At 44.5% G+C, this 24,297-nt stretch carries 19 protein-coding genes and 5 tRNA genes; 7 read left to right on the top strand and 17 right to left on the bottom strand.

Annotation, left to right across the window (positions count from 1 at the left end; genetic code table 11):
• Positions 1-554 precede the first annotated feature (554 nt).
• The 8 genes from FTV42_RS12440 to secA all read right to left on the bottom strand — a co-directional run bounded on the left by FTV42_RS12440 (position 555) and on the right by secA (position 6,916).
• Positions 555-631: transfer RNA gene (locus tag FTV42_RS12440), tRNA-Pro, on the bottom strand.
• 17 nt (positions 632-648) lie between these two features.
• Positions 649-724: transfer RNA gene (locus tag FTV42_RS12435), tRNA-His, on the bottom strand.
• Positions 725-757: 33 nt separating this feature from the next.
• Positions 758-834 (bottom strand) — tRNA-Arg (locus FTV42_RS12430).
• 34 nt (positions 835-868) lie between these two features.
• Positions 869-945, bottom strand: a tRNA-Pro gene (locus FTV42_RS12425).
• A 151-nt stretch (positions 946-1,096) separates the two neighbouring features.
• Complete coding sequence (nadA, locus tag FTV42_RS12420) at positions 1,097-2,164, bottom strand: quinolinate synthase NadA (RefSeq protein ID WP_180038941.1); 1,068 nt, start codon at positions 2,162-2,164, stop codon at positions 1,097-1,099.
• Between the two features lie 153 nt (positions 2,165-2,317).
• Positions 2,318-3,538, bottom strand: a complete 1,221-nt coding sequence (gene argJ / locus FTV42_RS12415) for a bifunctional glutamate N-acetyltransferase/amino-acid acetyltransferase ArgJ (protein WP_004281676.1) — start codon at positions 3,536-3,538, stop codon at positions 2,318-2,320.
• A gap of 159 nt (positions 3,539-3,697) precedes the next feature.
• Positions 3,698-4,051 (bottom strand): hypothetical protein, encoded by a 354-nt coding sequence (locus FTV42_RS12410; protein WP_005106111.1) that lies wholly within the window; start codon positions 4,049-4,051, stop codon positions 3,698-3,700.
• Between the two features lie 138 nt (positions 4,052-4,189).
• Positions 4,190-6,916, bottom strand: a complete 2,727-nt coding sequence (gene secA, locus FTV42_RS12405; protein ID WP_004733777.1) for a preprotein translocase subunit SecA — start codon at positions 6,914-6,916, stop codon at positions 4,190-4,192.
• Between the two features lie 332 nt (positions 6,917-7,248).
• On the opposite strand from secA, the gene FTV42_RS12400 reads away from it, so the two are divergent.
• Both FTV42_RS12400 and FTV42_RS12395 read left to right on the top strand, forming a co-directional pair.
• Positions 7,249-7,893: a peroxiredoxin gene (locus FTV42_RS12400; RefSeq protein ID WP_180038940.1), complete on the top strand. Its 645-nt coding sequence runs from the start codon at positions 7,249-7,251 to the stop codon at positions 7,891-7,893.
• A gap of 161 nt (positions 7,894-8,054) precedes the next feature.
• A complete protein-coding gene (locus FTV42_RS12395; protein WP_180038939.1) occupies positions 8,055-8,663 on the top strand; it encodes a dual specificity protein phosphatase family protein in 609 nt (202 codons plus the stop codon).
• Here the strand turns inward: FTV42_RS12395 and FTV42_RS12390 are convergent.
• The 4 genes from FTV42_RS12390 to trpA are packed head-to-tail and all read right to left on the bottom strand — an operon-like array spanning position 8,660 to position 12,676.
• Positions 8,660-9,703 (bottom strand): SPOR domain-containing protein, encoded by a 1,044-nt coding sequence (locus tag FTV42_RS12390; RefSeq protein WP_148334803.1) that lies wholly within the window; start codon positions 9,701-9,703, stop codon positions 8,660-8,662. The two genes, FTV42_RS12395 and FTV42_RS12390, sit on opposite strands and share 4 nt — an antisense overlap.
• Entirely contained in the window at positions 9,700-10,983 is a 1,284-nt protein-coding gene (gene folC / locus FTV42_RS12385) for a bifunctional tetrahydrofolate synthase/dihydrofolate synthase (RefSeq protein ID WP_180038938.1), read from the bottom strand. Before folC ends, FTV42_RS12390 begins: the two co-directional genes overlap by 4 nt.
• Complete coding sequence (gene accD / locus FTV42_RS12380; RefSeq protein WP_004645174.1) at positions 10,980-11,876, bottom strand: acetyl-CoA carboxylase, carboxyltransferase subunit beta; 897 nt, start codon at positions 11,874-11,876, stop codon at positions 10,980-10,982. Before accD ends, folC begins: the two co-directional genes overlap by 4 nt.
• Complete coding sequence (trpA, locus tag FTV42_RS12375) at positions 11,873-12,676, bottom strand: tryptophan synthase subunit alpha (protein WP_085064171.1); 804 nt, start codon at positions 12,674-12,676, stop codon at positions 11,873-11,875. The genes accD and trpA overlap by 4 nt, the downstream gene beginning before the upstream one ends.
• A 365-nt stretch (positions 12,677-13,041) precedes the next feature.
• Between trpA and FTV42_RS12370 the strand changes: the two genes are divergently transcribed.
• Positions 13,042-14,376: a Na+/H+ antiporter NhaC family protein gene (locus FTV42_RS12370; protein WP_153566538.1), complete on the top strand. Its 1,335-nt coding sequence runs from the start codon at positions 13,042-13,044 to the stop codon at positions 14,374-14,376.
• A 48-nt stretch (positions 14,377-14,424) separates the two neighbouring features.
• Here FTV42_RS12370 and FTV42_RS12365 read toward each other — a convergent pair whose 3' ends face one another.
• Positions 14,425-15,462 carry an AraC family transcriptional regulator gene (locus FTV42_RS12365; protein WP_180038937.1) on the bottom strand — a complete coding sequence of 346 codons (1,038 nt, stop codon included), beginning with the start codon at positions 15,460-15,462 and terminating at the stop codon, positions 14,425-14,427.
• Positions 15,463-15,604: 142 nt separating this feature from the next.
• Here FTV42_RS12365 and FTV42_RS12360 point away from each other — a divergent pair, with 142 nt between their 5' ends.
• Positions 15,605-16,483: a metal-dependent hydrolase gene (locus tag FTV42_RS12360; protein WP_180038936.1), complete on the top strand. Its 879-nt coding sequence runs from the start codon at positions 15,605-15,607 to the stop codon at positions 16,481-16,483.
• Between the two features lie 58 nt (positions 16,484-16,541).
• Here the strand turns inward: FTV42_RS12360 and FTV42_RS12355 are convergent, their stop codons facing one another.
• Entirely contained in the window at positions 16,542-17,534 is a 993-nt protein-coding gene (locus tag FTV42_RS12355; RefSeq protein WP_180038935.1) for a DUF2804 domain-containing protein, read from the bottom strand.
• A 137-nt stretch (positions 17,535-17,671) separates the two neighbouring features.
• A complete protein-coding gene (locus FTV42_RS12350) occupies positions 17,672-18,181 on the bottom strand; it encodes a DUF1543 domain-containing protein (protein ID WP_180038934.1) in 510 nt (169 codons plus the stop codon).
• 484 nt (positions 18,182-18,665) lie between these two features.
• Between FTV42_RS12350 and FTV42_RS12345 the strand changes: the two genes are divergently transcribed.
• Positions 18,666-20,897 carry an NADP-dependent isocitrate dehydrogenase gene (locus tag FTV42_RS12345; protein WP_180038933.1) on the top strand — a complete coding sequence of 744 codons (2,232 nt, stop codon included), beginning with the start codon at positions 18,666-18,668 and terminating at the stop codon, positions 20,895-20,897.
• Positions 20,898-20,966: 69 nt separating this feature from the next.
• Here the strand turns inward: FTV42_RS12345 and FTV42_RS12340 are convergent, their stop codons facing one another.
• Both FTV42_RS12340 and FTV42_RS12335 read right to left on the bottom strand, forming a co-directional pair.
• Positions 20,967-21,782, bottom strand: coding sequence for a TIR domain-containing protein (locus tag FTV42_RS12340; protein WP_180038932.1), 816 nt, complete (start codon positions 21,780-21,782; stop codon positions 20,967-20,969).
• A 140-nt stretch (positions 21,783-21,922) separates the two neighbouring features.
• Positions 21,923-22,009, bottom strand: a tRNA-Leu gene (locus tag FTV42_RS12335).
• Between the two features lie 167 nt (positions 22,010-22,176).
• Between FTV42_RS12335 and queA the strand changes: the two genes are divergently transcribed.
• Both queA and FTV42_RS12325 read left to right on the top strand, forming a co-directional pair.
• The gene (gene queA / locus FTV42_RS12330; RefSeq protein WP_180038931.1) at positions 22,177-23,211 is read left to right on the top strand and encodes a tRNA preQ1(34) S-adenosylmethionine ribosyltransferase-isomerase QueA; all 1,035 of its coding nucleotides are present in this window, start codon (positions 22,177-22,179) and stop codon (positions 23,209-23,211) included.
• Positions 23,212-23,227: 16 nt separating this feature from the next.
• Positions 23,228-24,256, top strand: coding sequence for a hypothetical protein (locus tag FTV42_RS12325; protein ID WP_180038930.1), 1,029 nt, complete (start codon positions 23,228-23,230; stop codon positions 24,254-24,256).
• Positions 24,257-24,297: the final 41 nt, after the last annotated feature.

Raw genomic sequence — 24,297 nt, 5'->3', positions numbered from 1 at the left:
ACTTTCAACTTTTGCCAGTGTTGATCTGTCAGCATGGTACGAGGCATAGCGAATAGTAAAATTGGGTTTGGCGATTTGATTTTACTACTTCGCTATTTTTTTAAGCTAAAAGTGTCAACACACCCTAGTTTATTTACTTATCAATGGGTATTTCTAGTTAATTTAATTGCTATATCTATCTAAAAATTTTTTATTGTCTTTATTTCAGATCAAACACAACAGATGAGTTAATAAAATAGATTGACTATGGAATCCCTTACCCATTTTAAAAATATAATCCTCATCCATCCATTAAAATTCCATTCAACAAGATAATCACTCTATAGATAAACTCTGGTTAAATTGTTGAATGATTAAAATTAAGAGTGAAGCAATGCGAGAAGAAAGCAATCTTCAATGCACAGTTTTATTAGATGAAAAATAATTTAATAGGGATTCGAGCATTCATCATGATAGCCACCGATAACAATTGTATATTTTTTATTCACATTGAATTTCAGGCATAAAAAAACCGCTTAACGCGGTATCTTTTATCTCGACCATCTTGAAGGAGATGGTCGGAGCAGTAGGATTCGAACCTACGACCCCCTGGTCCCAAACCAGGTGCACTACCAGGCTGTGCTATGCTCCGATTTCAACTTTAAAAGTTGGGGTGAATGACGGGATTCGAACCCGCGACAACTGGAATCACAATCCAGGGCTCTACCAACTGAGCTACATCCACCATCATTTTGATTCTTAACATCAAGCGACCAAATGGCGCGCCTGACAGGATTCGAACCTGTGACCATCCGCTTAGAAGGCGGATGCTCTATCCAACTGAGCTACAAGCGCGTTACTGATGCAAACATCATTTGCCTTGAAGAATTGGTCGGAGCAGTAGGATTCGAACCTACGACCCCCTGGTCCCAAACCAGGTGCACTACCAGGCTGTGCTATGCTCCGATTCATCTCAGCTTTCGTATCGAACATCGTTCGGTACGGTGTGCATTCTAGGCGCGACGCCCGGAGACGTCAACACCTATATTTAAAAAAAACCGAAAAAACGCTTCAAGCGTTTATTTATCAATCGCTTCAGACATTTTTTATACAAATTTTAACGTTTTAGTCCGGCACTAAAGTTCAGCATGCGATCTAGAGGCAGTTTAGCTCGTTCAGCAAGTACCGGATCGACATGCACTTCCTGATCTTTATGCTGTAACACATGCAAGATACCATCCAGCTCGTTCATGGCCATCCAAGGACAATGCGCACAAGAACGACAAGTTGCCCCCTCTCCTGCGGTTGGTGCTTCAATCAGAATTTTATCCGGCACTGCCTGCTGCATTTTATAAAAAATACCGCGATCAGTAGCTACGATTAAACGCTGATTTGGCAAAGTTTGTGCTGCTTTAATTAATTGTGAGGTACTACCCACCGCATCGGCAATCTCGACCACAGACATCGGTGATTCGGGATGTACCAGAACTGCCGCATCTGGATAGAGCGCTTTCATATTGGCAATACCGCGTGAACGGAATTCTTCATGCACGATACAGGCGCCATCCCAGAGCAACATCTCTGCACCGGTTTTTTTCTGGATATAACGACCCAGATGCTGATCGGGTGCCCAGATGATTTTTTCGCCCAGACTGTCCAGATGTTCGATAATTTCCACTGCACAACTTGAAGTGACGACCCAATCGGCTCGGGCTTTCACGGCCGCTGACGTGTTGGCATAAACCACCACGGTATGATCCGGGTGCGCATCGCAAAAAGCGGTAAACTCATCGACAGGACAACCTAAGTCCAGTGAACAGGTCGCTTCCAAAGTTGGCATCAGCACGGTTTTATTGGGTGAAAGAATTTTAGAGGTTTCGCCCATAAATTTCACACCAGCTACCACAAGCGTTGAAGCTGGATGATCGCGACCAAAACGCGCCATTTCCAGTGAATCGGAAACACAGCCCCCCGTCAGTTCAGCCAGTTCTTGCACTTCAGGATCACAATAATAATGCGCCACCAAAACAGCATTCTGTTTTTCCAGCTCTGCCTTGATCTGTGCAAATTTGTCCAATTTTTCCTGCTGGCTCATTTGATGTTCTTGTGGAACACCTAAACGATCTAAATGCGCCTGCACAATCGATTTAGCTTCATTGGCTATTAATTTGGTCGCATCATTCATAACAACTCTTACTCTACCCTCATGGTTCACTATTCAATGAACCTTTTACCCTACATCCCGGTCATCTCTGGCGAAATGCTATTTTTGACCAGTCATTAAAAATCATTAAGTATAAAAAAAGCCCCACAACGGAGGCTTTATAAACAATCTGAATTATGAGCGATAATCTGCATTGATTTTTACGTAGTCATACGACAGGTCACAGGTATAAACCGTATCTTTTGCCTGACCTCGTCCAAGATCAACACGAATCGTCATTTCAGCCTGGGCCATCACACGTGCACCGGCTGCTTCAGTATAGTCTGCTGCCGCACCACCATCTTTGCAGATTTGTACATCATCTAACCAAACCTGAATTTTTGCAACGTCTAAATTTGGCACACCGGCATAACCAATCGCTGCCAGAATACGGCCCCAGTTTGGGTCAGAAGCAAAGATTGCGGTTTTGACCAGCGGTGAATGCGCAATGCTATAGGCAATATCGCAGCACTCTTGAGTATTGCCACCACCTTCTACAGTCACGGTAATGAATTTAGTCGCACCTTCACCATCACGTACAATCAGTTGCGCAAGGCGCTTCATGGTACGTGTCAATACGTCTAGCACCACTGCATAACGTGGATCTTCAGTCGAAGTGATTTCAGCACCACCGGCCTGACCTGTGGCAATAAAAATACACGAGTCATTAGTTGAGGTATCGCCATCAATTGTAATACGGTTAAACGATACATTGACTGTTTCAGTTAATAACTGTTGAACCAGTTCACGGCTGATCGGTGCATCCGTCGCAACATAGCCCAGCATGGTCGCCATATTCGGGCGAATCATGCCTGCACCTTTGGAAATACCGGTCATGGTATAAGTCACACCATCCAGCTCGAACTGTTCTGACGCACCTTTCGGAGTGGTATCTGTGGTCATGATTCCAGTCGCTGCATCGCCCCAGGCATCATCACGCAATGAATCCAGCGCAGGCTGTAAACCTGTAAGCAAACGCTCCATTGGAAGCTGCTCACCAATCACACCAGTCGAGAATGGCAACACTTCAGCAGCCTGTACGCCTGCAAGTTCAGCTAACTTGGCACAGGTGGCTTCTGCATTTGCCATGCCTGTAGGACCTGTTCCTGCATTGGCATTGCCGGTATTGATTACCAGGTAACGTGGATTTCCCGCTTGCAAATGGGCTTTAGATACATGCACAGGTGCTGCACAAAAGGCATTCTGGGTAAACACTCCAGCAACATTGGAGCCTGCAGCCAGTTCAAATATCACCAGGTCACGTCGGTTCTGATAGCGCACATAGGCTTCAGCCGAACCAATTTTAACCCCTTTCACCACATGCATCTGTGGCATAGATACGTCACCAACTGCCATTTTAAAGTCCAATATTGAAGTTTTAGAAAAATACAGCTTAGTTGATCTGCAACAAAAAATCGAGCCAAAGCCTGAGCCAGCCTGAGATTTGTTATGGGTTTTCACAATAAAAAACCAGTCATCAAGACTGGTTTCTACGTTTTTAAAATTAAGATATTTTTAATTTTGTGCAAGTTGTCCAGATTCGCTTAGTAAAGCCTGTTTCGCTTGTTGTTGACTTGCACTAGAAAGTGCAGGATTAGTAGCAACAATACGGTCTGCATTTGCCGCATTAGCAGCTGCAATCGCAGCGGTCTGCAACACAATCGGACGATTCTGATTGGCAAAGGTATAACGGATGCCGGTACGTGGGCTTGCCACAGTCACTTGTGCATCGGTACGTTGTACTTGAGCAGTAGTCGTACCCACCGCTTGCTGAACTTTATCAATTGTTGTGGTCGCTGCAGTTTGTGCAAAACTTAAGGCAGGCGTTGCCAAAGCGGCAATTATGAGCGTTTTTAATACTTTTTTCATTCAGGTTATTCCACTTTGAGGTGTTGAATGAGCCATTAAATAGCATTTAATTCCTAAGACTGCAAACAGTATTCAATTTCTGAAAAATCTTCATACATAAAAAAATCAGAGCCATGGGGCTCTGATTTTTAATAGCGTTTAGATCTTGCCATGACACTGTTTGTATTTCAGACCTGAACCACATGGACAAGGCGCATTACGACTTGCCGGTGCTTCAAAGACTGGTGCTACCGGATTGGCCTGAGCATTTTGCTCGGTCGTCACCTCATGGTCGCCTGCCAGCAAGCCGTCAAACTCTTCATGAGATAACTGCAAACGCATTGCCTCAGCCTGTGCCTGCTGCTGTGCTTCCATTTCCGCCAGCTCTTCAGGGGTCGGTACGTGGATGCGTGACAGATCTGTCACGACATCGGATTTGATCGTACCCAGCATGTTCACAAACAGGTTATAAGCTTCTTTTTTGTATTCCTGCTCCGGATTCTTCTGCGCATAACCACGTAAATGAATACCCTGACGCAAGTAATCCATAGCCGCCAGATGCTCTTTCCAATGACGGTCCAGAGAATTCAGCATAAAGTGACGTTCAAGCGATGCTGCAGATTCCCCACCCATTTGTTCACGACGCGAACGGTAGCGGTTCAGCACTTCATCGGTAATACGAACCACCAAAGCTTCTTCATCCAGACGACGGTCCTGTTCCAGCCATTGCCCGATAGGAAGATCCATCGAAAGATCTTCACGTAGCGCCAGTTCCAGACCTTCAATATCCCACTGGTCATGAATCGATTCAGGTGGAATATAGTTGGCGATCACACCCTGCATCACTTCACGGATCATTTCTTCAATATAATCCTGCAGTGAATTTTCCGCCAGAATGTCATCACGCTGACTATAAATGATCTTACGCTGTTCGTTATTCACGTCATCGTATTTCAGCAAGTTCTTACGAATATCGAAGTTACGTGCTTCCACTTTACGCTGCGCATTTTCAATCGAGCGAGACACCATTTTGTGCTCAATCGCTTCATCTTCCTGCAAGCCCATGGCACGCATCATGCCGACTACGCGATCACCGGCAAAAATACGCATCAAGTCATCTTCAAGTGACAGATAGAAACGCGATACACCCGGGTCACCTTGACGACCGGCACGACCACGCAGCTGGTTATCGATACGGCGTGATTCATGACGCTCGGAACCGATAATATGCAAACCGCCTGAATCCAGCACAGCCTGGTGATTAACATCCCATTCTGCTTTCAGACGCGTTTCATCTTCAGGAGTCGGGTTTTCAATTTTAGCCAGCAACGCCTTCCAGTTACCACCCAACAAAATGTCGGTACCACGACCGGCCATGTTGGTGGCAATCGTCACTGCACGCGGCGCACCGGCCTGCGCAATAATATCGGCTTCACGTTCGTGCTGTTTGGCATTCAGTACTTCATGCTGGATCCCTGCCGCTTTTAGCTTATCCGACAGAATCTCAGAAGCTTCAATGGTGGCTGTACCAATCAAAATTGGTGCGACACCAGCTTCATGCACACGCTGAATTTCTTGAATAATCGCGTTATATTTCCCTTCACGATTTAAATAAATTAAATCGTTATGGTCTTGACGAATCATTGGACGGTGGGTCGGAATCAGCACCACATCCAGACCATAAATTTCTTTCATTTCCGCTGCTTCAGTATCAGCAGTACCGGTCATACCGGATAATTTTTTATACAGACGGAAATAGTTCTGGAAGGTTGTGGTTGCCAGAGTCTGGTTTTCCGGCTGGATTTCCAGACCCTCTTTGGCTTCTACGGCTTGATGCAAACCTTCAGACCAGCGACGTCCCGGCATGGTACGACCGGTATTTTCATCGACAATAATCACTTCACCATCGTTGATGATGTATTGCACATTGCGTTGATAGAGATAATGGGCACGGATCGCTGCAGTGACATGATGCAACAGGTTCAGGTTCGACGCTGAATACAAGCTCTCGCCTTCTGCCAGCAAGCCCATTTCAATCAATTCACTTTCAATGGTTTCAAAACCCACTTCAGTAATTTCAACTGAACGCTGTTTTTCATCAATCCAGAAGTGACCGCCATCCGGCACTTTCTCTTCTTTCTGTGCCTGTAATTTTGGTGGAATATTATTGATGGCTGCATAAAGCTGTGAAGAATCTTCACTTTGACCGGAAATAATCAACGGGGTACGTGCTTCATCAATCAGGATCGAATCGACCTCATCGATAATCGCATAGGTCAAACCACGCTGCTTTTTCTCAGCCAGCGAGAACACCATATTGTCACGTAGGTAATCAAAGCCAAATTCGTTATTGGTACCATACGTAATGTCGGCACGATAAGCTTCCGCTTTTTCCATCGGATTTTGCATGGAATAAATAATGCCGATGCTTAGACCCAAAAATTCGAATAATGGACGGTTTAACTCGGCATCACGTTGCGCCAGGTAATCGTTCACGGTAATGACATGCACGCCCTGACCACTGATGGCATTCAGATAACAGGCCAAAGTACCCATCAGGGTTTTACCTTCACCGGTACGCATTTCTGCGATTTTACCTTCGTGCAAGGTAATACCACCGATCAGCTGCACGTCATAATGACGCATGCCCATCACCCGCTTGGCGGCTTCACGACAGACTGCAAATGCTTCAGGCAATAGTTTATCGAGGGTTTCACCCTTATTATATCGTTGTTTGAATTCTTCAGTTTTTGCAGATAAGTCTGCATCGCTAAGGGTAGATATCGTCGGCTCGAGCACATTAATCTTGTCTACGATTTTACGCATGCGTTTGAGTTCGCGCTCATTTTTGGTACCGAAGATTCCTCCGATCAGACTTGCCAACATGAATAGACTCTCTAAATCTTGCTTGTCAAATGAATATGTTCTTAGTCGTTATTATGGTGCTAGAAATTTGAACTACAAGGGTTTTGCTGTAAAACCGCTAAAAAAATCTGATCCTTAGTTCTAGCCCTAAGATCTAAGGCAAAGTAATGTAGCAAATTTTCCCTGTGCAACATAGTCAATTAAGTGACTGATTTTTGCGCTTCTGGATAGATGGATATCCCATTTATGCAATTTACTCATAAAGAAAGCAAAAAACACTATTTTTAATCATAAAAAAATTGGTTCATATTAAATCCTATCTCGACACTAAAAGACCAATTGAGGCTAAAAAGATGAGTTTACGTTTAGGCGATACCGCACCGAATTTTGAACAGCAATCCAGTGAAGGCCTAATTAATTTTTATGACTTTCTGGGCGATAGCTGGGGCATTTTATTTTCACACCCTGCCGACTATACACCGGTATGTACGACTGAACTTGGCTATACCGCAAAACTTAAAGATGAGTTTGCAAAACGTGGTGTTAAAGCGATTGCCTTGTCGGTCGATAATGTGGAGTCACATCATGGCTGGATTAAAGACATCAATGAAACTCAGAACACTACGGTGAATTTCCCGATCATTGCCGATCAGGATCGCAAAGTTTCTGAGCTGTATGACTTTATTCATCCGAATGCCAGCGAAACGCTAACAGTTCGTTCTTTAGTGATCATTGATCCCAACAAAAAAGTCCGTTTGATTATTACTTATCCTGCATCGACCGGTCGTAATTTCCATGAAATCTTGCGTGTGGTGGATTCACTTCAACTCACCGATAAACATAAAGTGGCCACGCCTGCGAACTGGCAGCACGGTGATGATGTGGTGATTGTCCCTTCACTGAAAGATGAAGAAATCAAGCAACGTTTTCCAAAAGGTTATACCGCTGTCACGCCTTACCTTCGCTTAACGCCACATCCTGAGCAAAGTAAAGAATAAGAGAAACTCTATTTTCCAGATTTAATGCTTTATCGAATACTACATTGACGTGCTACGGGTTCGATTTCTCTATACAGCCTGTCTTCGGATAGGCTTTTTTATATTCAAAATCTCATATCCACTTTAAACTTGAAATAACAAAAACAACATCTATGCTCTGTATGAAAATCTGCATATTTCCAATCCTCATGAGTGGCTACCTCCTAACCACAGGTTGCATGACTACGCCTGCCCTGCCTGAACCTCAACGTCCTCAGCATTGGGGACAGCCCATTCATCAGAATCATAATTTTCATCAAATCAGCAATTTTGTCTATCGTAGTGAGCAGCCTTCAACTGAACTCATTCCTTTATTAAAAAAGCATCAAATCGATGTAGTTATTAATTTACGTTCACGGGATCAAGACAGCTTTGTTTTGAGCAATGAAAACTTTCAGCTACATCATGTACCCATACATACCTGGGCAATTGATCGGGAAGATTTATTGAAAATTATGCTACTGATTCAGCAAGCACAACAAAATCACCAGAAGGTGCTCCTGCATTGTTATCACGGTTCAGACCGAACTGGTGCAAGTGTCGCCATGTACCGGATTATTTTTGAACATTGGCCGATTGAGCAGGCACTACAGGAAATGAAACATGGCGGATATGGTTTTCATGCCATTTGGCGCAATATCGAAAAGTTATTCAAGCCTGAAAATGTAAAATGGATTCGCGAGCAACTCAAGAATCCATCTACAGAAACTTTGATTAATACAGAGAATTAACGCTTATCCAGCGGCACCCAGTCATTCACCCAAGCTGATTTCATATTCAGGCTGGCATCAGACGCAATTTTCTTACGAAGTGCATCTGCAGTCTCACGGTCTTTGGACGGCCCCACCATGATGCGTACACCTTTAGAAGTTGAGCTTTTGGTGACCTTATAACCTTTGGCACGCAGTTTGGCTGCTACAGCATCCGCATTGGCTTCATTCGCTGCCAGTGCCACCTGTACCATCCATTGCTTGTCCTCTTCACCTTCCAGTAACTTACGCGCCTGCTCAGCTTCTGCTTTCTTCTTGGCTTCTTCGGCTGCAGCCTTTTTCTTAGCTTCTTCAGCTTTACGCTTTTCGTCGGCCTTACGTTTTTCTTCGGCTGCTTTACGTTCAGCTTCTTTCTTTTCAGCCGCTTTACGCTCTTCCTCGGTTTTACGTTTTGCTTCAGCCGCCTTACGTTCTGCTTCGGCTTTTTGCTGTTGTTCTAACTTGCGTTTTTCTTCAGCGGCTTTACTTTCAGCAGCTTTACGCTCTGCTTCTTTCTTGGCTGCATCAGTAGAACTATTGGCTTTTTGTTGGTCCAGCTGCTGCTGGGCTAACTTTTTTTCTTGCACCGCTTTTTCTTCAGCCAGACGTTTCTGCTTGGCCTGTTCATCTTCCACCAGTTCTGGTGGAATATTATCGGAACTTTGCTGTCCTAGGCGGTGTGCATTCAGGGCAGCATATTCTTCAGCCGCTTTACGTGCAGCATCTGCTTCAGCCTGCTGTTGCATCGCTAAAAATTCGGCTGCACGCGCCTCCTGTTCTGCAACCGCTTTTTCGCGATCACGGCGTTGCTGTTCAAGTAAACGCTTTTCTGTTTCTACATCGACCGTCAAAGAACCGAGCGAATGATTGCCTGCCTCTTTATTTTCAACTTCCGCAGCCTGTGCCGGATTTTGCTGACGGTCCTGATTGATTTCATCTTGGCCTTTCAGGAGTAATGCTGCCAATAAAACACCACCACCGAGTAAAACAACACCGCCCATCCAGCGCTGTTTGTTATTCATTGACATTCTTCCAAATACTCCCATACCGCTTCTAAGGTATGAAATGATCCACATACCAAAATCAGCTGATTATTATCTGTTTGATCCAGTGCTGATTTAAAAGCTAATTTTACATTGTCAAATTGTTCTACCGCCTCACCGCTTAAAGCATCAGCCAAAACTGTGACCTCTGCCGCACGTGGGACGAATAATGGTGCAATTTTCCACAATTGAACCGTGTCTTTCAATAACTTGACGACAGAATTTATATCTTTATCTGCCAGCATTGAAAATACACAAATGACTTCATTATATTTTTTATTGTAATTTAAATAATCTCGTAATTGTTTCAGCAGAAATTCCACCCCATGCGGGTTATGTCCTGCATCAAAAATCACGGTTTTATTCTGGATTTGACGGATTTCAAACCGTCCCGGCAATTTTGCCGTTTGAATGCCTTGTGCAATTGCCTGCTGGCTGACGTTTAATCCGCTCAGCAGAATGGCGGCCACGGCGGTAGAAATATTATCCAGTGCCAGCGAACCTGTTGGGAGTTTTAAGGTCGTACCCGATGAAGCAAAAGCCCAGCTTTGGCCATCTTCAAAGGCTTTATAGAAATAATCACGGTTGATTGCATACAAAGATGCATTACATTCTTGAGCTTTATTTAGAATGGCTTGCGGAATCTGTTGCTGTCCACCAAACACGACTGGAATATCCGGGCGAATAATTCCGGCCTTTTCAAAAGCAATTTTCTCGATGGTGTCACCAAGCCAGTCAGTATGATCCAGACCAATATTGGTAATCACCGCCACATCCGGATTGACCACATTGACCACATCCAGACGGCCGCCTAAGCCAACTTCCAGCACCCAGACATCACAACATTGATCTTTAAAAATCACAAAAGCAGCCAGTGTCGTGGCTTCAAAGAAAGACAGGCTCAAACCGCATTCGCGACGAGCCTGATCGACCTGAACAAAAGCATCAATCAGCAACTGATCTTCCACTTCAATGCCGCGCAATTTAACACGCTCATTGAAACGGTACACGTGGGGGGATTGATATAGCCCGACCTTGAAGCCTTGCGCATTCAGGATCGCGGCCAGCGTGGTGGTGGTCGAACCCTTACCATTGGTTCCTGCCACCGTCAGCACTTTGGCCTCTGGAGATGTCACGCCCAGCTTTTCAGCCACAGGAATAACCCGTTCCAGACCTAAATCAATACCCGTAACGTGAACATGGCTCCAATAATCGAGCCATGTATTTAAAGAATCTGTTGCTAAGGGTGCTGTGTTCAATGCAAATTCATCAACTTCGTAACGATACGATAAACTGTATCACGTAATGCATGACGGTGAACAATCTGATCGATTACCCCATGATCAAGCAAATATTCCGCGCGCTGGAACGGTTCTTCCAGTTTTTCACGTACAGTCTGTTCGATCACACGTTTACCGGCAAAGCCAATCATCGCTTTCGGTTCAGCAATATGTACATCACCCAGCATTGCCAATGATGCGGTCACACCGCCGTACACTGGATGAGTCAATACCACTACATAAGGCAGACCTGCTTCTTTTAAACGCTGGATCGCAGCCGAAGTACGCGCCATTTGCATCAGGGACAACATGCCTTCCTGCATACGAGCACCACCCGAAGCAGCAAAACAGATCAAAGGTTGACGAGCTTCAATCGCATGTTCTGCAGCCTGAACAAAGCGGTCACCGACCACTGTGCCCATAGAACCGCCCATGAAGTCGAACTCAAACGCACAGGCAATCATCGGTACGCCTTTCAGCAAACCCTGAATTACCACCAGTGCTTCAGTTTCACCGGTTTTCTTTTGCGCTTCAGCCATACGGTCTGGATAGGCTTTACTATCGACAAATTTCAGGGGATCTTTGGCTATAAATTCCTGACCCAATTCTGTTTGTACCTGATCAAAGAACCAGTTCAGACGTTCACGGGCTTTCATACGCAAATGTTCATCACATTGCGGACAGACATAGGCATTAAATGACATGGCAGTACGGGTCACCAATGCATGACATTCAGGACACTCAATCGTAGGCTCGGTAAATGTCGCTTTATATGCCGTTTGCTCATCGGGTACCTGAATGCCCGGAACAGTACGCTCCGTCCATGGGGTCGATGGGCTCAGAATTTTGCCTGATTTCACTTGTTGACTCATACTAACTCATCGAGCGCTGCTCGAAGCTCCTTGACTTTATTCACCGTCGCAATAACGGCTTGTTCTGGTGCGAGCGTTGCAAATTGCTTTACAAACGCACTACCCACAATAACTGCATCGGCAGCAACACCCATCGCTTTCGCAGATGCAGCATCACTGATACCGAAACCTACGCCTACAGGAACATCAGTCACAGCTTTAATCTTTTGAATGCGTGTAGCGGCTTCAGAAACATCTAAAGTTGCTGCACCGGTCACGCCTTTCAGTGACACATAGTAAATAAAGCCGCTGGCCTGTTTTGCTACATGTTGAATACGTGCATCGGTTGAAGTTGGTGCCAGCAGGAAAATCTGATCCATGTCATATTTTTCCAGTACTTCACCCAGACTTTGTGCTTCTTCTGGTGGCAAGTCCACCAGCAACACACCGTCTACTCCACATTCATAGGCATAAGCCACAAACTTTTCATAGCCAATTACTTCAACCGGATTCAGATAACCCATCAGCACCACTGGTGTTTCGCGGTCTTTCAAGCGAAACTCTTTCACCATGTGCAGTGCATCCAGGGTATTGGTTCCACCTGCCAGAGCACGTTCAGCAGCTAGCGCAATCACCGGCCCATCGGCCATCGGATCCGAGAAAGGAAGTCCCAGCTCAATCACGTCGACACCCGCCTCCACCATCTCATGCAGCAAAGGCACTGTGACTTCTGGATGCGGATCACCCGCCATGACATAAGAAACTAAAGCTTTACGCTGTTGAGATTTAAGTTGTCCAAATCGTGTGGCTAAACGTGACATAGGGTGGTATTTTCCTTAACGTGTTTCAAACTTGAGGCATTGACTATGTAGAAATACAAGACATCGCATTGTAACGCTATTTTTTGTCCAATGAACAGTCTGCGATACCGACCTCGAGTACTTCATTTCCTGTGCGAAGATTTCAAAACAATTCGGAAGGGTCTATTTACGATTATTTTGATTTTTTTCACAATGATCAAAGATGCCTAATTTTGCTATTACCTAAAATCCTGAATATTTAGATAAACTTATTTTTATCATATAAAAATTAATAAAAATGCAGATGTTAGCGCATTCATTTAAAGTTTTCTGAAATAGCAAAACCTGCTTTATACTAGTCCTATTCTCTTACTTTTTTATCTCCTATGCAGACTGATTCTGAGGCTACAGTGCAGGCACGCGCCATTGCACTGCTGCCGCTTATTGTATTTTTAACCATATTTTTGGGTAGCGGGATCTATCATTCCCTGATCGGAACCGAGTTCGCGTTCTATCAGGTGAAAGCGCCTGTGGCTGCCCTGCCTGCGATTATCTTGGCTGCATTAGTGTATCGCGGCAAACTCAACCAGGGCATTGAGGAATTCCTCAGAGGTGCCAGTCATCCGAACTTAATTCTGATGTTTATGGTGTTTATGCTGGCAGGTGCTTTTGCCAGCGTCAGTAGCGCCATTGGCAGCGTCGACGCCACCGTGCAGATGGGCTTGTCAGTGATTCCACCTACATTTATTCTGCCGATGTTATTTGTGATCTCGGCCTTTATTGCCACGGCGATGGGTACCTCCATGGGCACCATTGCAGCCTGTGCGCCGATCGCTTTTGGTTTCACCCAGGTGACCGATATTGACGTGATTTATGCGATTGGTGCGGTCGTCGGTGGTGCCATGTTTGGTGATAACCTGTCCATGATTTCAGACACCACCATTGCGGCGACCACCAGCCAACGCGTACAACTGCGTGACAAGTTCAGAGTCAATGTCTGGATTGCAGTTCCAGCCTCAATCGTCACTATTTTAATTTACGTGTTAAGTACCGGCAGTAGCAACACATTGGAATACAAGGATTTTAACTGGCTTCTGGTCTTACCTTATATCGCCGTATTTATTTTGGCCTTTAGCCGTTTACACGTTCTGGCTGTACTGACCATTGGCGTACTACTTTCCGGCTTGTTTGGCCTATTTGCCACAGCTGAATTCGATCTGCTCAAACTGAATACTTCAATTTATGATGGCTTTGTCGGCATGTTTGAAGTGGCGTTATTGTCGATGTTCCTGGGTGGCCTGTCGGCGATCATGCAACGAGAAGGCGGTTTACGCTGGCTGATCGAGCGCATTTATAGCTTGACCCGTCTATTTAAAGTTGGGAAGCAACGTGCCGGCGAAATCGGGATTAGTTTTCTGGTGGTGTTTTCGAATATCTTTGTGGCCAATAATACCGTGGCGATTATTCTGTCTGGTGATATGGCGCGTGAAGTCGCCAAAGAATACGGGGTGGATCCCAAGCGTTCTGCGGCACTGATGGATATTTTCTCTTGCGTGGTACAGGGTTTAATTCCTTATGGCGCACAGTTACTACTGGCCTGTTCCATTGCAAAAATCTCGCCGGTTGAACTGATTGGTGGTGTGTACTATTGCTGGATTCTGGCCATTTTTGCGATTGCTGCGATCGCGTTTAGATTCCCTCAGGTGAAAGCAAGCACTTAATCCATCATCCTGCGAAAATAAAAAAGCGACCGATACCGGTCGCTTTTTTCAGCTTCGTGCTTTGTGTAACTGCCTTTTTCGCTCTAACAAGGTCTGTCCGGTGGCTGCCTTATAGGCCCGTGCCAAAGCCGACTGATCAGAATAATCCAGCTGCTCGGCAATCTCGGTCAGACCTAATCCCTGCTGCAACAACAGCTCGCAACGTTTAATCCGCTGCTGTTCCAGCAGTTTTTTAAATGAAGTGCCCTGTGTACTGAATAAGCGCTGCAAACTACGTGTCGACATCAACAACTGCAGGGCAAGCTGTTCAACTTTAATGGCCTGATGCTGGGTCCGCAGCTGTTCGGCAATCATTTGCTGCGCCTGTTCCAAATGATTTTCAAGGGGCGGCTTGGCTGCAATCGCCTGTTCTGCCTGATGAACCAGTAGCTGCAACAGCATTGGATCAGCCTGCTCAGACCCATGTGCCAGTCCTTGTAGATCCAGTTCTATGCCATAGTAGGCTTGGGAAAATCTCACCTCACTGGCAAAAAACTTTTGATAATGCATTTGCCCCCTGTCGGGCGCATGGGCAAAGCGTACACAACGGACTAACAGTTGATGATCCTGTAAAATGACACGTCCCAACTGTACCATCGCGGCCATGGTCAGTTCATTGAGCAGATTATATTTTTCGTCCAGATAGGCCCAAAATAATTCAATACTGTGTTCACGCTGCTTCAACTGCAAAGGTACAAACTCACTGCCATCAATCACCAGTCGTTGAAAACGCATAATATGGCGGATCATTTCCGCAACGCTGCTGCTTCGCGAAGCCATATAGCCGAGCACGCCAAAATGTTCTGGACGAATAACCTGCACGATCTCGAAAATTAGTTGTGGACAGTTTAAATATTGCCGGGTTCTTAACAGAAGCTGATTTAATAATTCCAGCGGCACTTGCGTGGCAAAAGGCTGATCAATCAGGGGGACAAGCGCTTCATGTACATCTTGCAGAAAGTCAGCTTCCAAAGGCTCAATTTGCAGACTGCGCAGATAAGTCGCCCAAAGCTGAATATAACCATTGGATATTTTAATTTCTTGCATGCGCGCTTCCCGCTGCCTGCTTTAGTCTAAGCAGTTTTATTTTCATTTGGCATAAAATGTATAAAAATTGGCAAGCACTGTCAAAACAATTACGGCATTCCCCGACATACTGTCAGCATCGTCACAAAAAAGAACTTCTAAGATGAATGCAGTATTAAAATCTTCAATAAAGCCCGTGGTCCGGACCCAGCTTGATTTTAAACTGGATGAAATTCCGCGCTACTGGTTTGGCGGCGATCCCTTTCTGACCCGCATGTTCGATGCCTTGAGCCTGACCTTTCCAGATGGCGAGCGTTATTTTATTCAAAGTGTGCGCCTGTTCCGCGATCAGATCACAGACCTGGAACTGCAACAACGTGTGGCAAATTTTATTCGTCAGGAAGCACAGCATGGCATTGCCCATGAAAAAATGAACCAGCTGATGCGTGAACAAGGCATGCCTGTCGATGATTTTATTGAGCGTCTGAATAATATGTTCGCTTATGACCTCAAACATCGTTCAGCACAGTTCAATATTGCAACGACGGCAGCGGCAGAACACTTGACCGCGCTGATGGCTGAAACTTTTTACGGTCAGAAATCCACCTTAAAAGACGGTCATCCTTATGTACGTGCCATGTTTGCCTGGCATGCGATTGAAGAAATGGAACATCGTGATGTGGCTTTTGACGTGATGAAAGATGTCGCAAAAACACCTGAATGGATGCGCAAAATGACTCTGCTCAGCACGACATTTTTGATGTTTAGTTATACCGCCTATCGCGCCAATGTCATGCTGAAACATGATGGCTTCAGTGTCTTAGAGCGTTTGCAAATGAACTTAAAAGGATTGCCCTGGTTGTTTGGCCGCAACGGCACCTTGACCCGTATGGGCCCACAATATCGGGACTGGTTTAAAAAAGATTTTCATCCCAGTCAGCATCCTGTGATTGCGCAATATGATGTCTGGGTGAAGACTTTAGCCGAAACCAATGATCCAATTCAGGCCGGTGAAGCCTTCTGGCAGGCCGCCAAAGATTAAGCTCAAGTCAAAAAGCCTTCAAAATTGAAGGCTTTTTTTAGGTCTTATGCCTGTACATTTACCACTTGGCATAATGCTGTTCAAGCAAGGCATATTCATTTAGTAAAATAATTTCCTGATCATCTTGCTGAATCGTTCCGGAAACCTTGGCTTGCCACTGACTAAACTGGCTCCCGACCAGACGCAGGTTGAGATTTTCATAACGGCGCCAGCCTGTGCTGACCATCAGATTCAATCTTTCATCCAGCGACTGAATCGTCCATTGGTTTTCCGATTCCTGCTGGAACAGCACATCGGCCAGTGGATAAATTTTTCCATTGACCCACAGACAGTTCTCGTTGCCAAAACTTTCATTCACGCCCGAAGCCAGATTAAGCCCAATCCGGTTATGGTTCACATCCCAGAAATTACAGGACAGCCAGAACCAGGCGGTTTCCGGGCGTAAAAAGCCACACGTATCATCTAATGAGGCAAAGCTGCGTTCATTAAACTGGATGGTTTGCCCCTGCTTGTTAATGAAAAAGCCTTCACAGCCCAAAGTGGTCAGTTTCTGGGTATAGGTCCAGCCATTAATACCGGTCGGACTGCACATACTCATTGGATCAGTTCCGGCACAAAAAATCCGGGCACTGAGTTTAATCTCGCCATATTTGCTGACGTTGATATAACGCACGCCGTTGGCATGCTGGATATCGATCTGAAAAGGTGATTTATGGAAATAACTATGATTAAACAGTGGCTGCTCGTCCAGCACAGTGTTGCGTGACAGGAAATTAATCGCATTCCATTCCAGCACTTCATTGCTCATATGGTTATAGACATAGACAAAACCATGCCCTGCCCATGCGATATCGGCAATTGCCAATCCAATCGTATAATGCTCGTGCTGAATACTACAGAATTTGAATTTTTTATATTTTAGATGCTTACGCCAGCCTGACAGCACACGACCATAAGGATTCTTGTATTGATATGCCTGATAGTCAATACTTTTTGGAAGCTCCTTGAAACGTCCATAGCGCGGTTGTCCATTTGCCTGAATTAAATCCATTTAAGACATTCCATCTCAGTCAAAACTGTTTTTCCTTGGCAGTATTATGCCAATTATTAAATTTTGATAAAGAGATTTTTTAAGCCACTTATCGAATCATTCAGCCAACCGCAGATTTAATTCAATCACAAACAGCGTTAAATCGTGAGATAAGTATTTTCCCAGCGATTGCCACTAAAACTGCCCTCTAGCAATTGTACGTAGCGGCCATAAACCTGATCGATGGCAATACAGTCATCTACATCCAGAACACGGTCGGTATGCTGTTTTTGCCAGTGCCGGGCGAAGTAAGCTTTACCGCGCTGTTTAGCAATCATGGCATTCTGTGCAACCACCAACACATAACGATGCAACTCGCCAAACTCACGTGGATCATAACCACCCAGATTAATCAGCCAAAGTTTTTCATCGGATTGCTGTGGCTGTGCATCAGTAAATTGCAGCGTATAGGACTTGCCCTCGAACTCTAGCCCGTTGATTTGCGCCCAGGCATCAATATGCAGACCTTTCTGTTCCGCAAACCAGGCATTTTTTAATTGCGGATAGGTGTCTTCCAGACTCTCTCCTATTGCCAAAACTACATCATGAACTTCTGTATTGGCACGGGCATGACGACCACCGAGCATCACAATAAACAAGCTGGGCATTACATTTCCTTGTTAGCGTCAATCTTTAAGATCATTTCATTGATGCTTGCCAGTATAGCGCAAAGCTATTCCATGATGATGTAGCCATCTGCCAAGGACAAATTTGCATCATCAGCCTGACTGAATTTGCGCAAAACAGCATCCAGTCACTCGGTATCCATCTCCATATCGAGGATCAGTTTAAGCCTGTGTCAGGATCAAAAAACCATTCTCAGTGAATACAATTGGCTAGCGAATCATTTCCGATCATTTTCATCAGGATTTACAGCGATAGAGGATTATTTTTTTGTACAAAATACAAACACGGCTAAACCGCACAAATCTGTACAAATTTTCGCCCAAATTTCAATCTAAAGGCATATTTCGTTGACTGAAATGCGCTGAAAGACGATACTCTCAATGTTTTTATTTAAGCAAATCGGTTCAAAGAGGCTGGGCCAAAAGTTCGGTCCTCAGAAACTCAATCCAACGCAAGGGGCTATATATGGCTGGTGGAAAGTCAACTATCATTTACACACTGACCGACGAGGCGCCATTACTGGCGACTTATTCTCTGCTGCCGATCATTGAGACCTTTACTAAGCCAGCTGGCGTTGAGATCGTCAAAAGTGACATCTCTGTAGCTGTGCGCGTGCTCTCCGAATTTACAGATTACCTAAGCGAAGAGCAAAAGGTGCCTGACACTCTAGCTGAGCTAGGTCGTCTTACACAAGATCCAGACACGAACATTATCAAACTCCCAAATATCAGTGCTTCTGTTGGCCAGCTAACAGCGTGTATCAAGGAACTTCAGTCTAAAGGCTATGCAATCCCTGACTATCCTGAAAACCCGACCACTGAAGAAGAAAAAGCAATCAAGGCACGTTATAGCAAATGTCTTGGTTCAGCAGTAAACCCTGTTCTACGTGAAGGTAACTCAGACCGTCGTGCGCCTGCTGCCGTTAAAAACTACGTGAAAAAACACCCGCACTCTATGAGCGAGTGGAAACAGTGGTCTCAAACTCACGTTTCACACATGGACGAAGGTGACTTCTACCACGGCGAAAAGTCAATGACTTTAGACCGCGCACGTGATGTGAAAATGGAATTGATCACCAAGTCTGGTGAAACCATTGTTCTTAAGTCAAAAGTTGCGCTTCAAGACGGCGAAATCATCGACTCAATGTTCATGAGCAAGAAAGCACTTTGCGACTTCTACGAGAAAGAACTTGAAGACTGTCGTGAAGCAGGCATTCTGTTCTCTTTACACGTTAAAGCAACCATGATGAAGGTGTCTCACCCAATCGTCTTTGGTCACTGTGTAAGAATCTACTACAAAGAAGCATTCGAAAAACATGGCAAGCTTTTTGATGAGCTTGGCATTAATGTCAATAACGGTATGGCCGGTCTTTACGAGAAAATCGAGACGCTTCCGACTTCTCAACGTGAAGAAATCATCCGTGACCTGCACGCTTGTCAAGAACACCGTCCAGCACTGGCAATGGTTGATTCAGCAAAAGGCATCACTAACTTCCACTCTCCTAACGACGTCATTGTAGATGCTTCTATGCCTGCCATGATCCGTGGTGGCGGTAAAATGTGGGGCGCTGATGGCAAACCTTACGACTGTAAAGCAGTTATGCCTGAATCTACATTCGCGCGTATTTACCAGGAAATGATCAATTTCTGTAAGTGGAATGGTAATTTTGATCCAAAAACCATGGGTACTGTACCGAACGTTGGTTTGATGGCACAAAAAGCTGAAGAATACGGTTCACATGACAAGACTTTCGAGATCTCTGAAGCCGGTGTTGCAAACATCGTTGATCTTGAAACTGGTGAAGTGTTGATGTCACAAAACGTGGAAGAAGGCGATATCTGGCGTATGTGTCAGGTGAAAGACGCACCGATCCGCGACTGGGTAAAACTTGCAGTTACTCGTGCACGCAACTCTGGCATGCCGGCAATCTTCTGGCTTGACCCGTACCGTCCACACGAAAACGAACTGATCAAGAAAGTTGAAAAATACCTGAAAGATCATGACACCACTGGTCTTGACATCCAGATCATGTCACAAGTACGTGCAATGCGTTATACGCTTGAACGTGTTGCTCGCGGTCTAGATACTATTTCTGTAACAGGTAACATCCTGCGTGACTACCTGACTGACTTGTTCCCGATCATGGAATTGGGTACATCTGCGAAAATGTTGTCAATCGTGCCATTAATGGCAGGTGGTGGCATGTACGAAACAGGTGCAGGCGGTTCTGCTCCTAAGCACGTACAGCAGTTAGTTGAAGAAAACCACTTACGTTGGGATTCACTCGGTGAATTCATGGCGTTGGCGGTATCTTTAGAAGAAATGGGTATTAAAGAAGGCAATGACGACATCAAGTTACTTGCTAAAACTTTAGACCAAGCGACTGGTAAATTGCTAGATAACGACAAGTCTCCTTCTCGTCGTACTGGCGAATTGGACAACCGTGGTAGCCATTTCTACCTGGCGAAATTCTGGGCTGAAGCTTTGGCTGCTCAAGACGAAAATGCTGAATTGAAAGCGAAATTTGCACCACTTGCAAAAACTTTAGCTGAAAATGAAGATAAAATCGTTGCTGAGCTTGCAGAAGTTCAAGGCAAATCAGTAGACATCGGCGGTTACTACGCAGTTGATCAAGAAAAAGTAAATGCAGTAATGCGTCCAAGTGCAACTTTGAATGCAGCGCTTGAAACGATCTAAGCTTTTAAGAACTAACTGAGTCAGTGATGTAGAAAAACCGGCGTCTAGGCGCCGGTTTTTTTAATGTGTTTAAAATAATTTATTAAAATCTACCTCGTAACCAAGGGATTTAATTTCTTTGGCAAGTTGAATTTCCCAGCCATTATCAGACATGTAAACCATTCCACTGATATCTCCTGGAAGTTCAATATTATGATCAACAACTAATGGAATTACTTTATCACGTCCTAACTTTCCAATTAAAAGACCGTGTTCAAATACAACATTTTGTCTCGCTCGCAGTTTTAGATTAGCCTGCTTAGAAACTGCCTCACCAACATCATCTGGCGTATATAGCACAATACCAAATCCAACATCGATAAATTTTTCTAATTTTTCAATAATAGTTTTCCCACTACTAGCTTGCTCATGCAAGATAATAGCCTCAAAACCTATTTTTTCTAAGAAGCGTGCTGTCTCAAGCTTTTTAGCTTTATCATGACCATGAACAATAAAAGCTTTTCTTAATGGTGTATTCGAATTTGTATCAGATTTACTAAGTTTGACTTTTGATTTACTAGAATCATCAGCTAGTACTTCATCATTCTCAATATCCATAATTAGAGAATCAATAAAGGAGATTGAGGGTTTATACTCGTCCTCCATAAATTGCTTAATTGGATCATGATAACCAACCATCACTAGAGGATGAAGTTTTGAGTGTAATTTACTAGTATAAGCAGGAAAATATTTTTCTAAAAATTTTTGTATTGCTCTTTCCCATGATTTAAATCTTTCCCGCCCATACTCCCTGCCTTTCTCTTTATAAGCACTATATACTTCTTCGCTAAGCCTATTTTTAAATTCATTTAATTTTTGAATCAATTCGATTTTCTCTACGGTCATACTTAACTCTTTAATTTAAGCTTGATAATTGTTTTATTAAATTAGTCATAACAGTTTCTTCATTATAAACTAGTTGTTATATTTTTCATTAGACAATAAAAAACCCCAAGACTGAATGCGCTTGGGGTTTTCTAGAATTTTGGTCCCGAGGGTCGGACTCGAACCGACACGTCATCTCTGACAGCGGATTTTGAGTCCGCCGCGTCTACCAATTTCACCACCTCGGGAGTGGATGAAAGGTATAATACGCGATTTCTCAGCACTGTCAACGCAGAATATTTTCATTTGTTTATTTTTAAAACAAATCGCATTTTTTCGTTTTAAAATCGAGCAATTCCCGCCATAAAAAAGAAAAAAGTTTATACTAGCCGCAGTTTTTTTAGCGTAAATCATCATGCAACTTTCTGATTTTAATTTTGATCTCCCCGATGAGCTGATTGCTCGCTACCCACTGGAAACACGCAGTGCCTCTCGCCTGTTGCACCTCGATGCTCAAGGTCAATATCATGACCATCAATTTACCGATATTCTGGATTTACTTGAAGACGGCGACTTGTTGATATTAAACGACACCAAAGTCATGAAGGCCCGTTTAAAAGGTAAACGTGCTTCAGGCGGTGCGGTAGAAGTGCTGGTTGAGCGTATGCAAGATCGCTTTATTGCCTATTGTCATATTAAGGCCAGCAACACTCCGAAAGCCGGTGCAGAACTTTTTGTTGGCCCGGATGCAGTGAAAGTGACCGTACAAGGCCGTCATGAAAATCTGTTTATTGTAGAATTTTCACAACCAATTCTCGATGTGCTGGATCAATACGGCGCCTTGCCGATTCCGCCTTATTTCAACCGTGAAGCGGAAGAGATTGATACTGAACGTTATCAAACCGTGTTTAATGACCCAACCAAACTGGCCAGCGTTGCAGCACCTACTGCCAGCCTGCATTTTGATGCCGATCTGTTGGCAAAATTGGAAGCCAAAGGGATTCAAAAAACTTTTGTGACCCTACATGTTGGTGCAGGTACTTTCCTGCCAGTGCGTACCGATGATATTCAAAATCACATCATGCACAGCGAATGGTGCGACGTCCCTGAAACTGCGGTCGAGATGATTCGTCAGACTAAAGCCCGCGGTAATAAAGTCATTTCTGTAGGCACGACTGCCACCCGTGCAGTCGAAAGTGCAGCACAAGCACATCACGGTGAACTGGCAGCCTGGACAGGTGATACCCAGATTTTCATCTATCCGGGTTATCAGTTTAAAGTGGTCGATCGTTTGATCACTAACTTCCATTTACCAGAATCGACCCTGTTAATGCTTGTGTCTGCCTTGTCCAATCGTGACAATATTCTCAATGCTTATAAGCATGCAGTAGACAGCCAGTATCGCTTCTTCAGTTATGGCGATGCCATGCTGATTGATCAGGCGAAATAAGCGAGAACCATTGCCCATGCCGATCGAGTCTGTACAACAGTCCATTCATATTCGCCGAAAGAAAAATGCAGTGGTGTTTCAGAATATCGCTCGGCTCTGGGAACTGGGCCAACAGGCCAAAACTCATCAAGAACTGCTCGACGGGCTGCATCCCTGGAATGGCCCGATTACGCTCAAGTTTGAAAATAACCTGCCGCTTGCGCTTGCCGGAATTGGCCTTTTTCTGATTGGCAGCATTTTTATTGCTCCGGGAAATATCTGGATTCAGAGCAGTGTTTTTCTCGGCTGTCTCTGCATCTTCTGGGCCTATATTTGCTATGAACAACAGCAGCCCTTAGAGGAAGTCATTGCTTTTCTGGAAGAACAAGCACTGGCCAAGAAATATCAGCTTGCCTTTCAAAAACAGCCACAGCATATTTCCATGCCTCTTAATCCCCTGCACTTTATCCGGCATTTAAAACAATTATTTCCAGTATTCAACCAAGGTTCGTTGAGTAATGAAATTCAGCGTTATGCCAGCACGGTCTGGGAAGACGAAAACGGCCAGCAACATCAGGTGCTACTGTTCCAATACCACTATATTGATGAAGTACAGGCCCGAAATAAGGAAGGTCAGCCAGTCAAACTGATGCAGGTCCATAAAGACCTGTGGGGCGTATTTGTGTTTGATATCCAGATTCAGGGACTGGCCGTTACGACTTCCAGAAAGAAATTTTATTATCCTTATAGCCATCCCTGGCACAGCAGCGATATTCGCACCAACCAGAGATTAAGCTTTTATGGCAGTGATCCGCTGCAAACTGCCAAATTACTCAGCCCGGGTTTTGTGCTGCGACTGGCTGACTTTTTTGAACAGCGTCAGGGTGATTTACTGTTTCACCCAGAAAATAAGATGCTGTGCTATCTAGGGCCCCATGATTTATTTCAGGTATCGAGCAAGCAGCAGAATATTAGCGATATTTCCACATTGCGCGGCCACCTGAGAACGTTTAAATTAAAACAGCTCGAAAACTTACAACATGATCTGCTGCAGTTTTTAAAATAAATTTTTCGTATCATTTTTAAAATATAGATATAGCTTGGGGA

Origin of the sequence: Acinetobacter sp. YH16052, from assembly GCF_013417155.1 — a bacterium.
GTDB lineage: Bacteria > Pseudomonadota > Gammaproteobacteria > Pseudomonadales > Moraxellaceae > Acinetobacter.
Note: the sequence above shows the minus strand (reverse complement) of the source record. Positions and strands in the feature narration are given on the sequence as shown.

Excerpts from the sequence above, each read along its gene's own strand:
- FTV42_RS12365 (WP_180038937.1), bottom strand. The coding sequence starts at position 15,462 with ATGCAAGAAATTAAAATATCCAATGGTTATATTCAGCTTTGGGCGACT.
- FTV42_RS12370 (WP_153566538.1), top strand. The coding sequence starts at position 13,042 with ATGCAGACTGATTCTGAGGCTACAGTGCAGGCACGCGCCATTGCACTG.
- FTV42_RS12350 (WP_180038934.1), bottom strand. The coding sequence starts at position 18,181 with ATGCCCAGCTTGTTTATTGTGATGCTCGGTGGTCGTCATGCCCGTGCC.
- FTV42_RS12355 (WP_180038935.1), bottom strand. The coding sequence starts at position 17,534 with ATGGATTTAATTCAGGCAAATGGACAACCGCGCTATGGACGTTTCAAG.
- argJ (WP_004281676.1), bottom strand. The coding sequence starts at position 3,538 with ATGGCAGTTGGTGACGTATCTATGCCACAGATGCATGTGGTGAAAGGG.
- trpA (WP_085064171.1), bottom strand. The coding sequence starts at position 12,676 with ATGTCACGTTTAGCCACACGATTTGGACAACTTAAATCTCAACAGCGT.
- FTV42_RS12345 (WP_180038933.1), top strand. The coding sequence starts at position 18,666 with ATGGCTGGTGGAAAGTCAACTATCATTTACACACTGACCGACGAGGCG.
- FTV42_RS12360 (WP_180038936.1), top strand. The coding sequence starts at position 15,605 with ATGAATGCAGTATTAAAATCTTCAATAAAGCCCGTGGTCCGGACCCAG.
- FTV42_RS12390 (WP_148334803.1), bottom strand. The coding sequence starts at position 9,703 with ATGAATAACAAACAGCGCTGGATGGGCGGTGTTGTTTTACTCGGTGGT.
- secA (WP_004733777.1), bottom strand. The coding sequence starts at position 6,916 with ATGTTGGCAAGTCTGATCGGAGGAATCTTCGGTACCAAAAATGAGCGC.
- FTV42_RS12340 (WP_180038932.1), bottom strand. The coding sequence starts at position 21,782 with ATGACCGTAGAGAAAATCGAATTGATTCAAAAATTAAATGAATTTAAA.
- accD (WP_004645174.1), bottom strand. The coding sequence starts at position 11,876 with ATGAGTCAACAAGTGAAATCAGGCAAAATTCTGAGCCCATCGACCCCA.
- queA (WP_180038931.1), top strand. The coding sequence starts at position 22,177 with ATGCAACTTTCTGATTTTAATTTTGATCTCCCCGATGAGCTGATTGCT.
- FTV42_RS12325 (WP_180038930.1), top strand. The coding sequence starts at position 23,228 with ATGCCGATCGAGTCTGTACAACAGTCCATTCATATTCGCCGAAAGAAA.
- nadA (WP_180038941.1), bottom strand. The coding sequence starts at position 2,164 with ATGAATGATGCGACCAAATTAATAGCCAATGAAGCTAAATCGATTGTG.
- FTV42_RS12400 (WP_180038940.1), top strand. The coding sequence starts at position 7,249 with ATGAGTTTACGTTTAGGCGATACCGCACCGAATTTTGAACAGCAATCC.
- FTV42_RS12395 (WP_180038939.1), top strand. The coding sequence starts at position 8,055 with ATGAAAATCTGCATATTTCCAATCCTCATGAGTGGCTACCTCCTAACC.
- FTV42_RS12410 (WP_005106111.1), bottom strand. The coding sequence starts at position 4,051 with ATGAAAAAAGTATTAAAAACGCTCATAATTGCCGCTTTGGCAACGCCT.